The sequence below is a fragment of the Demequina iriomotensis genome (genome assembly GCF_000971395.1).
In the GTDB taxonomy this organism is placed as follows: domain Bacteria; phylum Actinomycetota; class Actinomycetes; order Actinomycetales; family Demequinaceae; genus Demequina; species Demequina iriomotensis.
This window is the reverse complement of record NZ_BBME01000009.1, coordinates 311,960-324,911: the sequence shown is the minus strand read 5'-3', so window position 1 is coordinate 324,911 and position 12,952 is coordinate 311,960. Positions and strand designations below refer to the sequence as shown.

Annotated in this window: 11 protein-coding genes; 5 read left to right on the top strand and 6 right to left on the bottom strand. The window is 75.1% G+C overall.

What is annotated here, in order from left to right; genetic code table 11:
- Nucleotides 1-4: 4 nt before the first annotated feature.
- Genes AOM09_RS01580 through AOM09_RS01565 form a run of 4 tightly spaced genes read right to left on the bottom strand, consistent with a single transcriptional unit; the run spans nucleotide 5 to nucleotide 4,986 of the window.
- On the bottom strand, nucleotides 5-1,285 hold the full coding sequence (locus AOM09_RS01580) for a lanthionine synthetase LanC family protein (protein WP_062383338.1): 1,281 nt from the start codon (nucleotides 1,283-1,285) through the stop codon (nucleotides 5-7).
- Complete coding sequence (locus AOM09_RS15085) at nucleotides 1,275-2,225, bottom strand: T3SS effector HopA1 family protein (RefSeq protein ID WP_062383335.1); 951 nt, start codon at nucleotides 2,223-2,225, stop codon at nucleotides 1,275-1,277. The genes AOM09_RS01580 and AOM09_RS15085 overlap by 11 nt, the downstream gene beginning before the upstream one ends.
- Complete coding sequence (locus AOM09_RS01570; protein WP_062383332.1) at nucleotides 2,222-3,262, bottom strand: phosphotransferase; 1,041 nt, start codon at nucleotides 3,260-3,262, stop codon at nucleotides 2,222-2,224. Before AOM09_RS01570 ends, AOM09_RS15085 begins: the two co-directional genes overlap by 4 nt.
- On the bottom strand, nucleotides 3,250-4,986 hold the full coding sequence (locus AOM09_RS01565) for a S8 family peptidase (RefSeq protein ID WP_062383329.1): 1,737 nt from the start codon (nucleotides 4,984-4,986) through the stop codon (nucleotides 3,250-3,252). Before AOM09_RS01565 ends, AOM09_RS01570 begins: the two co-directional genes overlap by 13 nt.
- A 227-nt stretch (nucleotides 4,987-5,213) precedes the next feature.
- Here AOM09_RS01565 and AOM09_RS01560 point away from each other — a divergent pair, with 227 nt between their 5' ends.
- Complete coding sequence (locus AOM09_RS01560) at nucleotides 5,214-6,500, top strand: S8 family serine peptidase (RefSeq protein ID WP_062383326.1); 1,287 nt, start codon at nucleotides 5,214-5,216, stop codon at nucleotides 6,498-6,500.
- 27 nt (nucleotides 6,501-6,527) lie between these two features.
- The gene (locus AOM09_RS01555) at nucleotides 6,528-6,752 is read left to right on the top strand and encodes a ketohydroxyglutarate aldolase (protein ID WP_156162178.1); all 225 of its coding nucleotides are present in this window, start codon (nucleotides 6,528-6,530) and stop codon (nucleotides 6,750-6,752) included.
- Between the two features lie 7 nt (nucleotides 6,753-6,759).
- Here AOM09_RS01555 and AOM09_RS01550 read toward each other — a convergent pair whose 3' ends face one another.
- The gene (locus tag AOM09_RS01550) at nucleotides 6,760-7,503 is read right to left on the bottom strand and encodes an AfsR/SARP family transcriptional regulator (protein ID WP_062383322.1); all 744 of its coding nucleotides are present in this window, start codon (nucleotides 7,501-7,503) and stop codon (nucleotides 6,760-6,762) included.
- Between the two features lie 178 nt (nucleotides 7,504-7,681).
- Here AOM09_RS01550 and AOM09_RS01545 point away from each other — a divergent pair, with 178 nt between their 5' ends.
- Nucleotides 7,682-8,701 carry a DUF2278 family protein gene (locus AOM09_RS01545; protein WP_062383319.1) on the top strand — a complete coding sequence of 340 codons (1,020 nt, stop codon included), beginning with the start codon at nucleotides 7,682-7,684 and terminating at the stop codon, nucleotides 8,699-8,701.
- A gap of 18 nt (nucleotides 8,702-8,719) precedes the next feature.
- Here the strand turns inward: AOM09_RS01545 and AOM09_RS01540 are convergent, their stop codons facing one another.
- Complete coding sequence (locus AOM09_RS01540) at nucleotides 8,720-9,748, bottom strand: hypothetical protein (protein WP_156162177.1); 1,029 nt, start codon at nucleotides 9,746-9,748, stop codon at nucleotides 8,720-8,722.
- Between the two features lie 249 nt (nucleotides 9,749-9,997).
- On the opposite strand from AOM09_RS01540, the gene AOM09_RS01535 reads away from it, so the two are divergent.
- Both AOM09_RS01535 and AOM09_RS01530 read left to right on the top strand, forming a co-directional pair.
- Nucleotides 9,998-11,929 carry a glycoside hydrolase family 127 protein gene (locus AOM09_RS01535; RefSeq protein ID WP_082098724.1) on the top strand — a complete coding sequence of 644 codons (1,932 nt, stop codon included), beginning with the start codon at nucleotides 9,998-10,000 and terminating at the stop codon, nucleotides 11,927-11,929.
- A gap of 29 nt (nucleotides 11,930-11,958) precedes the next feature.
- The gene (locus tag AOM09_RS01530; RefSeq protein WP_062384367.1) at nucleotides 11,959-12,951 is read left to right on the top strand and encodes a LacI family DNA-binding transcriptional regulator; all 993 of its coding nucleotides are present in this window, start codon (nucleotides 11,959-11,961) and stop codon (nucleotides 12,949-12,951) included.
- Nucleotide 12,952 lies beyond the last annotated feature (1 nt).

Here is a 12,952-nt window from a genome sequence, read left to right as displayed (position 1 = left end):
GATCCTAGGCCGCACCCCCGCCGAGCAGCAGGGGCGTGGGCATCCCCCCAGGGTCGGCGGCATGCAGCAGCGCCGCACCCGTGCCCGCGAGCCCCAGCATGAGCCCCGGCGCCTCGAACCCGTCGGCGACCCCGCATCGCCAGGGCACGCCTGCCTCGCGGTGCGCGCGACCCAGTGCCGCCACCGCCGCCGCGCGGGCGAGCCACGCCGCATCGTCGAGCTCATGTGCGGCGACCGTGAAGAGCTCCATGAGCCCGGCCGCGCCGTGGCACAGGGAGAAGTTGGCGGCGTACGAGCCCGGGACGGCGCGAGCGAGCCCGGCGACGGCGGACTCGGCACAGCTCAACCCGACCGTGGCATCGGCGAGGAGCGCATCGTCCCCCGTGAGGCGCGCCGCGCGGAGGCGCGCGAGCGTGACGCCCACGGTGCCGTGGCACCAGAACGGCGGGGCGTCGGGCCGCTCCCCGGCGTCGAGATCGGCGCGGCTGTACTCGCGCAGATCGGGCCAGCCGCGGGTGGGCTCGAGCCATGCGCGCTCGGCGCGTGCGCCGGCGAGCGCGGCCTCGCGGTAGGCCTCGTCACCCGTCGCCGCCCACAGCTCCGCGCATGCGAGCGCCGGACCGGACGTGCCGTGCGCGAGCCCGCAGAGCTCCAACCCCTCGGCGTCGGGCCAGGTCCAGCCCGTGGAGCTGCGGCGCGCGAGCGCGAGGATGGCCCGTCCGTGCGGCTCGAGCGCGGACTCCAGGTCCTCGCACGGCAATCCCGCGGCACGGGCGGGCGCGAGCGCGGCCAGCCCGCCGAGCACGATCCCCGCATGCCCGCCGATGACCTCCGCGGGCAGCTCCGCCGGCGCGGGCGCCTCGAGCGCGACGAGCAGGGTGCGCAGGCCCTCGTGGGCGAGCTCGCCGTCGTCCAAGGCGAGCGCGGCGTCCAGCGCCGCCCACCCGACGCCCGCGCGCCCAGCGTGCAGCGACGGGTCGGGCGTGGCGGCCGCCCACGCGAGCGCGTGCCGGAGCGCTCCGCGCGCGGTCGCCGCCGCGTCGCGATCGCCGAGCGCCCGGCTCAGGTGCGCGAGGAACCAGCCGATGCCGGCCGTCCCTCCGTACAGCGCCCCGCCGCACGCCTGATGCACCGTCTCGAACTCGCCGTCGATCGGGACCACCTCGTCGCCCAGCCACAGCGCCCGGCCGTCGTGCCACAGCGCATCGCGGCACAGGGTCGCGCCGATCTCGGCGGCGAGGCCGAGCAACGTGGCGCGCGTGACCGCGGCGGGCTCAGCGAGCATCGAGGTAGTCATGGTCGTCCGGGGAGGCGAGGTAGGGCCGCGCGGGATCCAGCCCGGCGGCGGCGAAGGCGGCGGCGACCGCATCCGCGAGCGCACCCGGCTCGCGCGACCCGGGAGCGAGGCTGCGCGCCGCCGCCGCGACGACGCCGCATCGCTCGAGGCCGAAGCTTCCCCCGTCCGGCGGCCCGTCGGCGGCGCCGACGCCAGGCGCGAGCCGCGCGGTCATGCGGGGCACCGAGGCTTCCACCAGCCCGAGCGAACCGAGCCGCCCGAACGCCGCCGCGAGCGGCGCGCGCAGGCTGGCATGGAAGTCCCGACGCGCGACGTAGAGGACGAGCCCATCGGGGCGGTCGGCCTCGCCGAGCACCATCGACACCTTGACGGCGAACGGCACGCGACACACGAGCGCCTGGGTGAGCACCGCGACCCCCGCCGCCGCCGAGTCCTGGCGCACGTGGACGTAGACCCGCGTGAACGGCACGTCGGGGCTGAAGCCCAGGCCCGAGCGTCCGACCCACCAGCCGTCCTCGACCGAGGCGACCGTGCTCGCGAGCGCGAGCGCGTCCCCCGGGCGTGGGCGCCGGCCGGGGCGGCCGCGGACGACGTGCTCGCCGGGACCGGCCACCCGGCGCTCGTCCCCGCGGACCGCCTCGACGCGCCCGGCCGAGGACACCGCGCGCGCGACCCAGCCGTCCTCGAAGAGAGCGGCACCCGCATGCGCGGCCCAGAGCGCACGCGCGGGGTCCACCGCGAGGGGCGCCACCCCGGGGGCCCCGGCACCCGCGACGGCCGGCCGCATCTGCAGATACCAGCGGTGATAGAGCTCGCGCTCGAGCGCCTCGCCGGGCGCCTCCGCGACGATGCCCGCGAGCGCCTCGAGATCCTCGGGCCCGGCCCACGCCTCGATGCCCGCCGCCGGTGCCGCCGCATCGGCGGTCATCGCGACCCCCCGCTCACCGCGGCCGCGAGGTCGGGCGCGGAGGCCACGGCCTCCGCGAGCGTGAGATGCCACCGCACCGCGGGGCTGATCGCCCCGGGCTCGCCGTCCTCGCGCGACGCGATCTGGAGCGCGCGCAGCAGCAGCCTCGCCCCCGCGTACGGCACCACGCGTCCCGCGAGCGCGCTCGCGCCGCCGGCCGCCTCATCGTGCTCCGCGTACGCCGCGACCAGCAGCCGCACCGCGCCCGACAGCACGGGCGTCATGGACGCCGCGTCCCTCGCGGGCGAGCGGCTGATGAGCTCGGCCGCGAGCGCCGCGAGATCCCACGCCGCGTCCCCCCGGCCCGCGCACTCCCAGTCGACGAAGGTGATCCGGCCGGAGGGCTCGACCAGGCAGTTGTCGAACTGGAGGTCGCCGTGGATCACGGCGTCGTCGCGCCACCCCTCCCGCAGGACCCGCAGCCACCGCGCCAGCGGGCCACCGTCGAGCGTCGCGAGCGCCTCCGCGACCGCATCGTTGGTGCGCACGAAGCCGGGCCGGTCGGGCTCGAGCACGCGCAGCACCCACGGCGGCTCGACGGCCTCGAAGGCGCCGAGCCGAGGCCGGGCCGCCGCATGCCAGCCGCCGAGCGCCGCGCCCAGGTGAGTCGCGAGCTCCCCGTCGCTCCAGCCCGTGCGTGCCGCCCGCGCGACCACCGACTCGGCACCCGCGAGGTAGTCGAGCACCAGCACATCGTCCACGTCGCCCAGGTGGACCACGCCCGCCGTCCACGCGCGCAACTCGGGATGCGCCGCGACCGCGCCGTAGAGCGCCCGCTCCTGCTCGGGCGTGCCCTGCGACCGCTCGTCGGCGCGCTGCAGCTCCTTGACCACGTACCGGCGCGCGTCGCCCGCCTCGACGAGCGCCACGGCGTGCGAGCGGCTGAGGTCGCGCGCGCGCAGGCCGTGACGATGCACGTCCTCGGGCGTCACGAGCGCGAGCGCGAGCAGCCGCCGCGTGAGCGGCCCGAGGGCGTGCGGGGCCGTCAGCCCCGCCATTCGTGGAAGCGCCCGTCGTCGTCGACCCAGAAGTACTCGCCGCCCTCGCCCTCCCAGACCTCGGCGCCGGCGTCCGCCTCCGGCTGCCACTCGTGCGCCTGGCCGCTCTCGTCGACGTACGAGTAGCCCGCGGGCACCGACCCCCCGGCCTCGCCCGGGCGCAGGATCGGGGGGCGGCCGGGATCGAACGGGCCGCACGCGAGGGACGACGGGCACGCGTCGATCGCGCTCGGCTGCGGGCAGCCGAGCCGCGTGAGCTGGTTGCAGCCGATCATGGTGACGGGGTGGCAGACCTTGACGACGCTCTCGATCGGGCACAGCAGGGGCAGCTTCGAGCGCTGGCACAGGTTCGGCAGCATCGAGGGCCGGCACACCACCAGCTGCGACTTGATCTCGCACGGCGTGAGCGCGGACTGGCAGATGGCGATCCGCGAGATGCCGCACGTCGCGTCGATCTTGGTGAGGTGGAAGATCGGCTCCACGCACTTGACCGCCTCCTCCGCGTCGACGCGCCCGTGCCCCCATGCGTTGTCGAAGGTCCCCGCGCCGAGCTCCACCGCGGTGTCGATGAGGCACTGCTTGATCGAGGCGTGGGTCTTCGAGGAGTTCTTGCTCCACATGAGGCCCACGAGCCCGCTCACCAGAGGCGTCGCCATCGACGTGCCGTTGAGCGTCCCGAAGGTGGTGCCGGCCGGGATGGTGACGGTGTAGGTGGGCATCGCCGAGAGGATCGCGGTGCCCGGAGCGACCACGGTCACCTCGGGGCCGTGGTTCGAGAAGGTCGACACGTTGTCGGCCGAGTCCGTCGAGCCCACCGCGATGACGCCGGTCACGGTGGTCGAGTAGGCCGCGGGCCAGATCACCGGGCCGCCGTTGTCGTTGCCCGCCGCGGCGCACAGGATCATGCCGCGGCTGCTCGCGTAGTTGCACGCGTCGAGCTTGGTCTGGTTCGCGCCGCCGCCGCCGGAGTAGTTGATGACCGCCTTGAGCCCGTTCGCGACGGCGAAGTCCGTGATCTCCTCGACCGCGTCCGCGAAGTCCGCCGAGCTGCCGTTCCCGGCGGCGTCGAGGGTGCGGCACACGTAGACCCGCGAGCCCCAGTTCATGCCCGCGATCCCGGTGGAGTTGTTGCCCAGGCCGGCGGCGATGCCCGCGACGTGGGTGCCGTGCCCGTTGAGGTCGCGCGGCGTGCCGCCATCGACGAAGTCGGTGCCGAGCACGATGCGCGACGCGTCGGAGAGGTCGGGATGATCGAGCGCGCCGCCGGCCGTCATGGAGATCCCGGAATCGATGATGCCGATCACCACGGTGGGCTTGCCGGTCTCGCGGTCCCACGCTCCGGGCGCGTTGACCTTCGGCAGCGCCCACTGGTTCGGGTAGCGCGTGTCGTTGGGGACGATGCACGCGTGGTCGACCACGTCGGGCTCGGCGTACTCGACCGCGTCGCCCTCGGCCAGGCGCGCCGCCACCTCGAGCGCATCGGCACCCTCGCCCACGTCGATCACCACGCGGCCGGTGGGGCTCGGCGCCCGCAGCACGGTGGCGCCCTCGAGCTCCTCGGCGACCTCGGCCGCACGGACGGCGGTGGCCGCGAGCGCCTCGAGCCCGTCGGGCCGCTTGAACTTCACGATGACGCGTCGCGGGAGATACTCGACGGTCTCGCCGCCCCATTCCCCCTGCGCGACCTCCCTGTCGCGACCCTCGTCGCTCGGCGGTAGCACCATGACGTCCCTCCCCCACATCGTTGCGGACACGGCAGGGCAGGCGGCTGCCTCCCCCACCCGGGCGACGGGCCCGCGCGGGCCCGCTCCCGTCCGCCCACCGTCGCCCCGCGGCTGTCACCGCACCGTCACCGCGGGGTCACCGCGCCGGACGGTGACGCCTGCGTGACGGCGCTGGCCTTGAGTCGAGAGGGTGCGCGCACCCCGCGCGCGAGGGGGAGGAGCCCGCCATGATCGACGCCGAACCGGCACCCGAGGTCCACTTCACGCCCGACGGCCCCACCGTGGCGACCCCGCCCGAGACCACAGGCCGGTACATCGTGGTGTTCGCCCACGACGCGGACGCGCCCGGCGTCCTCGCGACCGCGGGCGTGCGGGAGGTCGCGAGCATCCGCGACCTCGGCGGTGAGCTCGACGCGGTCGCGCGCACCGACACGATGTTCGACAGGCTCGGCATGGCGATCGTGAGCGATCCCGGCGGCCTCGCGACGGCGAACGCCGCGGATGTCGGCGTCCTCGCGGTGGTGCCCGAGCTCATCCACCACGTGCGCGACGGCGCGTACGCGCGCGGCTATGCCGACGGCACGCAGGACCTCGCGACGCGCCTGGCCTCCGCGGCGCCCGCGAGCGCCGACGGCGACGCCGCTCCGGGCGCGCGCGCGTTCCGCGACGGCGACGCCGCGACGTGGGGCATCCAGGCCACGCGCGCGGATGCCTCCTCCTACTCGGGCGCGGGGATCAAGGTGGCGGTGCTGGACACCGGATTCGACTCGACGCACCCCGACTTCGCGGGCCGCGCCGTCACCACCGCATCGTTCATCGCCGGCGAGACCTCCGAGGACGGCCACGGCCACGGGACGCACTGCATCGGCACCTCGTGCGGCCCGCTCGCGCCGGAGTCCGGGCCCCGGTACGGCGTCGCGCACGGCGCAGAGATCTTCGCGGGCAAGGTCCTCAGCAACGCGGGTTCGGGCGGTGACTCCGCGATCCTCGCCGGGATCGACTGGGCCATCACCCAGGGCTGCGCGATCATCTCGATGTCCCTGGGCGCCGACGTGCCGAACGTGCACGAGCCCTACACGCTCGCGGGCCGCCGCGCGCTCGACCAGGGCAGCCTGATCGTCGCCGCCGCGGGCAACAACGCGCAGCGCACCGACCTCAACTTCGGCTTCGTCGGCACGCCTGCGAACAGCCCCCACATCGCCGCCGTCGCCGCCCTCAACCAGCAGCTCGACGTCGCGTTCTTCTCCGCCCGCACGCTGCCCGACGCGCGCGGCGGCCAGGTGGACCTCGCGGGCCCCGGCTACCAGGTCTACTCGTCGTGGCCGATGCCGCAGCGCTACCGCTCGATCAGCGGCACGAGCATGGCGACGCCGCACGTCGCCGGCCTCGCCGCGCTGTGGGCCGAGGCCACCGGGCTGCGCGCGGGGGCGCTGTGGTCGATCCTCACGCAGGAGAGCCACCGGCTCCTCGCGCCGTCGCTCGACGTCGGCTCCGGCCTCCTGGTCGCGCCGTGACCGGCGCACGCGCGTAGGGTCGGGACCGTGGCCAGGATCACCGTGGCGGTGGACGATGCGCACGTCGCGCAGATCGACGACGTGGTGGCGCGCCTGCGCGCCCGTGGCATGACGGTCGACCAGGTGATGCGGTCCGTCGGGATGGTGTCGGGCAGCATCGACGATCCGAGCGCGCTCGACGGGGTCGCGGGCGTGCAGGTCCATGGCGCCGTCCGCCACCAGCTGCCCGATCCGGGCAGCGACGTCCAGTAGGCGCGGCTCAGCCCGCGAGCGGGAGCGGGCTCCCGACGAGCGCCGTCGTCGCCGGCGACGGCGCGACCCCCAGCTCGCTCTCCAGCAGCCGCGCGAACGCCGCGTAGACGCGCCGCGCCTCGCCCACGTTGCCCTCGGCGAGGTGCGCGGCGATGAGCGCACGCTGCGCGCTCTCGCGCAAGGGGTCGACGTCGATCGCGGTGATCGCCGCCTCGATGGCCTCGCAGTAGCGGCCCCGGGCCACGAGCTCCCTGCTGAGCTCCTCGAGCGCATGCAGCATCCATTGGCGCAGGCGCTCGCGCTCGAGCACCAGCCAGTCGTCGTACCAGTCGGGCAGCAGGTCGAGCGCCGCCGGGTGGAGGCGCGCGAGGTCGAGGTCGCCCTGCCGTGCCGTCCCGCTCACCACCCGGCCCGCCCACGCGTTGGCATCGAACACGTCGATCGCCACCCCCGCGGCCACCGCGAGCCCGTGCCCGCCCTCGGCGAGCACGTGGATGCCCGCGGCACGCAGCCGCCAGAGCGCCGTCCTCAGGTTGCCCGCGGCGCGATCCTCGCCGACCTCGGGCCACAGCGTGCCCGCGATGCGCTGGCGCGTCACGGCCCTGCCGTTGCGCAGGGCGACGTAGACGAGCAGCCGACCGGACCCCTCGGGCACCGCGAGGCGACGCCCGAGCTCGCGCACGTACGGGCCGTCGAGAAGATGGATCGACGGCGCCTCCCTGGGCGCCGCTCCGCTCGCGTGCTCCGCCATCGCCCGCCCCCGAACACTCGACTTCGAGCCACCTTCAAGGATGAACCTCCCGCGCACGTTCGTCCACAGGTGCGCGCCCGGGTCGCCCACCCTCCGCCGCACGCGGGACGGGAGACGGACCTACCATCGAAGGCGGGGCGCACCGTCGCCGACGGCGCCGCCCGAGAGGGGGCGCACGATGCCGCTCAGGTCGTACGGGGTGCTGCGGGCCCGGCCCGTGGACAGGCGCCGGGAGGGCGGCGCCGGGAGCCCTCACTTCCAGGTCCACATGGTCGACGGCGACGGGACGCACTTCCGGATCGCGATCAACGTGCTGTCGCAGGTCGCGCCGTCGGAGCTCCTGTTCGCCATGGTCGAGGACTTCCTTCATCCGCTGCTCGCGTCGCTTCCCGCGGTCGACGGCTGGTCCCCGCTCGCCTCCGCGCCCGGCGGCGCCGCGCTCGACCTCATCCGCGCGAACCTGGTCGACCGCGCCGCGATGGTGCCCATCCCGCCCGACGCCCCCGGTCCCGACAACGACCTGGCGGACCGCCTCGACCACGCGATCGGACGCGCGATCGACGATCCGGAGGGGCGCGTGTACGCATTCGGGGAGCGCTGGGGCCCCGAGGACGGCAAGGCGGACAAGATCTTCGGCTTCAGCCCGGGCAACGGCGTGCACGACATCCACATGAACCAGGGCAACGTCGGCCGCTTCACCGGCGACGACGGCGTGTGGCAGGACGGCGGCCTGCTCATCCACCTCCCCGCTGCCGGCCGCTGGGTGGCGATCCTCCTCGCCTTCCAGAGCCAGGGATGGCACACGGACGATGCGACGGGCCACACGATCGCCGCCCCCGCCCCGGTCGACGGCACGGTCCCCGCGCCGCGGCCCGACGGCCGCGTCCGCATCGTCGGCGCGCTCGTCAACCCCGAGGGACCGGCACCCGAGGCGGAGACCGTGACCCTGCTCAACGCGTCGCCCGCGCCGGTCGACCTCGCGGGCTGGCTGCTCGCGGACCGTGCGAAGCACACCTGCGCGGTCGACGTCGCCGCGCTCGCACCGGGCCACGCGGCGACGTGCCGCCTCGCACCGCAGGTCCAGCTGGGCAACTCGGGCGGCGCGATCACCCTCCTCGACGCCACGGGGCTCAAGGTCGACGGGGTGGCGTACACGCGCGACGACGTGCGAGCCGAGGGATGGACCGTGGTGTTCTGAGGCGCGTCGCCGCGCGGCTCAGCGGGCCTTGCGCAGGCCCGTGAGCCGCTTGACCAGGTCGAACCAGAAGGGTCCGCCGAGCGACGCCGCGGCGGCCGTGACCAGCAGGCCCGTGACGGACAGCAGGTGCCCCCAGAACGACATGTGGGGAGGCCAGTGGGCCGCCCCGAACGCCTCCCAGTAGGCGCCCGAGAACATGACGGTGAAGCGCGGCACGGCGGGGTCCGCCTCCGGATCGTCCCCGCTGCTGGGCAGCAGGAGCCCCGCGTTCGCGAACGTCGCCAGCTCGCCCTGCGCGCACGCGAAGCGCTCGGCATCGTCCGCCGCGGCGCACGGGCCCACGTCGCTCGCGGCGAGGTCCGCGGCGAAGGTCACCGCCGTCGCGCGCAGGTCCCCGTTGTGCAGCAGCGCGGCGCCGATGGTGAACGCGTTGACGTTGAACACGAGCGCCACGATCAGGCCGACCACCGCGAGCACCGCCTTGACGTTCCGACGGTACGTGAGGGTCAGCACCTCCATCTGGGCGTCGAACCAGCGATCCGTCGCGTCGAGGAACCCCTCGACGCGATCCGCGGTCCGTACCCCGGTCGAGCGCAGGAACTCCCCGAGCGGGGTGCCCGCATAGTCCTGCGCGAGCGTCTCGACCTTGCCCGGGAGCCCGTCCCCCTCGCGCGACTCCGCCAGCTCCGCGAGCGCCGTCGCGAACACGCGCCCCGGGATGTGGTGGACCTTGGTGGTGCGGCCGAGCCCCACGTAGTCGAGACCGCCGATGGCGCCGGTCTGCGCGAGCTCCTGCAGCGTCCCTGGTCCCGCGCCGTCCTCGCCGGGGTTGCGATGCACGGGACGCACGTCGTCACCGCCGAGGATCGACGGGTACCCGAGCTCGTGATCCTGACCGGTGAGCAGCTCGTCGAGACGCGCCCATAGGGCCTTCGAGCGCGTGTTGAGCAGCCGCGTGGCCATCTGATGGACCGCGCTCACCAGCGTGGCGACGATGAAGAACACGACGGCGAGGCCGATCCCGACCTCGAGCACCACACTGTCCACGCGACACCTCCCACGTCGCCGCAGCGTCCAGGCGGGGACGCACGGCGAAGCGCGCCCCGATGCCCGCGGCGCGCGCCTCGTCGCGCACGCCTCCTCGAGGCTATCCGTTTTGTCCGTTCCTGCCCGCAGGCGCGCGGCCGATGCGGCGACCCGGGTCGCGATCGCCCGTGCGCTCCGTGCGGCCGCACGCTAGGATTTACAACGTTGCACATGCGTCCCCGCCGCAAAGCTCGAGGAGGAGCCTTGTCCATGGTCCGCACGCATGGCGTCTGCGCCCCCGCGTCACCGTCGGCGGTGGCGGCGCATCGCCTGACGCCGCTGCCTCTCACCGCCGTCGCGCTCGACCCGTCGCATGAGCTGGGCGCGTGGCAGCAGGTGAACCGCGAGCACACCCTGCCCCACGTGATCGAGCACCTGGAGAGCACCGGCGTCCTCGACAACCTGCGCCGGCTCGAGGGCGCTCCCGAGGTCCCGTTCCGCGGCCCGGTCTTCGCGGACTCCGACCTGTACAAGACCCTCGAGGCGATCGCCTGGGAGGAGGCGCGCGTCCCCGAGGAGCGGCCGTGGGCGGCCTTCGCGCGCGAGTGCGTCGCGCTCCTCGCCCGAGTCCAGCGCGACGACGGCTACCTGGGCTCGGCCATCCAGGGGCGCGGCGGGGAGCCGTGGCAGGACATGCGGTGGGGCCACGAGCTCTACCTGCTCGGGCACCTGATCCAGGCCGGCGTCGCGCGCGAGCGCGCCACCGGGGCGGGCGACCTGCTGCGCGTCGCGCGCCGCTTCGCCGATCTGGCGGTCGACGCCCTCGGCCCCGACAGCGCCCGGACGGACGCCTACGGCGGGCACCCCGAGGTCGAGACCGCGCTGGTCGAGCTCTTCCGGCACACCGGCGAGCACGCCTACCTCCGCACGGCGGCCGCGATGCTCGACCGGCGCGGCTCCGGCGCGCTCGGGTCGGGGCCGTTCGAGCCCGCCTACTTCCAGGACCACGTCGCGGTGCGGGGGGCCCGCGAGGCGACGGGCCACGCGGTGCGCCAGCTGTACCTCGCCGCGGGCATGGCCGACGTCGCGGCCGAGACCGACGACGCCGGCCTGCGCACGGCGCTCGACGCGCTGTGGACGAGCGCGCACGGCACCAAGGAGCACGTCACCGGCGGCATGGGCTCGCGTCACCGCGACGAGTCCTTCGGCGACCCGTACGAGCTGCCGCCCGACCGCGCCTACGCGGAGACCTGCGCCTCGATCGCCTCGTTCCAATGGAACTGGCGGATGCTGCTCGCCACGGGCGCCTCGCGCCACGCCGACGCCATGGAGCGCGTGCTGCACAACGGGATCGCCGCGGCGGTGAGCGTCGACGGGCGCCGCTTCTTCTCCGTCAACCCGCTGCAGGTGCGCGCCGGCGCCGACGGGACCGCCGCAACGTCCCGCCGCGACTGGTACGCGTGCGCCTGCTGCCCGCCCAACCTGGCGCGGCTCGTGTCCTCGCTCGGCGCATATGCGGCGACCGGCACGGAGCGGCAGGTCGCGCTGCACCTGTTCGGAGCCGGGACGGTGAGGATCGGCGCCACCACGCTCGCCGTCGCCACCGACTACCCGTGGGACGGCCGGGTGGAGGTCTCAACGCACGGCCCGCTCGAGGAGCTCGCGCTGCGCGTGCCGGGGTGGTGCCGCGACGCCACGCTCGAGGTCGACGGCGCCGCCGCCCCCGCCGCTCCGGGCGCGGACGGCTACGTCCGCGCGCCGCTCGCGCCCGGCACCCACCGCATCGTGCTCACCCTGCCGATGCCCGTCGATGTGCTCGACCCGCACCCGCGCGTCGATGCGCTGCGCGGCACCGTCGCCCTGCGGCGCGGCCCGGTGGTGTTCTGCCTCGAGCAGGCGGATCTCCCGCCCGGGGTGCCGCTCGAGGACATCCGCATCGACCTGCGCGCCGCGCCGCGCCCGGGCCCCGGCGTCGCGTCGCTGCGCGCCGGCGCGACGGTGCTCGCGGAGGGGGTGGTGCGCGGGGTCGACGGGCTCCCCGCCTCGACGGCGCTGCCGCGGTCCTCGCGCCCACCCCTCGCTTCTGGCATGCTTCCGGGGAGGATCGCCCTGCGCGCCATCCCGTACGCCCGCTGGGCGAACCGCGCGGGCGGCGCGATGCGGGTGTGGATCCCCGTGGACGAGGAGGTCGCGACGCCGTGAGCAGCTCGGGTGGACGGGGAGCGGTGACGATGCACGACGTCGCCGCCCTCGCGGGGGTGTCCGTCAAGACGGTGTCGAACGTGGTCAACGACTACCCGCACATCCGGCCCGCGACGCGCGAGAAGGTCCAGAAGGCGATCGACGAGCTCGGCTACCGGATGAACCTCTCGGCGCGCAGCCTCCGCCAGGGGCGCACCGGCATCATCGGCCTCGCGCTCCCCGAGCTCTCGCTGCCGTACTTCGCTGAGCTCGCGGACTCGGTGATCCGCGCCGCCGAGGCGCGCGGGGTCGTGGTGCTCATCGAGCAGACGGGCGCCGACCGCCAGCACGAGCTCGACGTGCTCACCTCCGATCGCCGCCAGCTCACCGACGGGCTGATCTTCTCCCCGCTCGAGCTGGGACCCGACGACGCGGACGCGCTCAAGGTCGACTACCCGCTGGTCGTGCTGGGCGAGCGCATCTTCGGCGGCGACTGGGACCACGTCACCATGAACAACGTCGACGCGGCTCGCGCGGCGACGCAGCACCTCATCGACCAGGGACGGCGCCGCATCGCCGTCATCGGCGCGCACGCCGGCGAGACGATGGGTTCCGCCGCCCTGCGCGTGCTCGGCTACCAGGCGGCGCTGGCCGCCAACGGCATCCCGCTCGACCCGGACCTCATCGTCGAGGGCGGCCTGTGGCACCGCGCGACGGGCGCCGAGTGCATCGACCACCTGGTCGGCACGGGCGTGGAGTTCGACGCGGTGTTCGGCCTCAACGACGCTCTCGCGCTCGGCGCGCTGCACGCCCTCCACGCACGCGGGATCGACGTGCCGGACACGGTCGCGGTCATCGGCTTCGACGACATCGAGGACGCCGCGTACACGTCGCCCACGCTGTCGTCGATCTCCCCCGGCCGCGAGCAGATCGCCCAGGAGGCGGTGGACCTGCTGCTCGCGCGCATCGCGGGCGGCGACGAGGCCTTCCGGCGCGTCATCGCGGACTTCGCGCTCGTGCCCCGCGAGTCGACCGGGTCCTGAC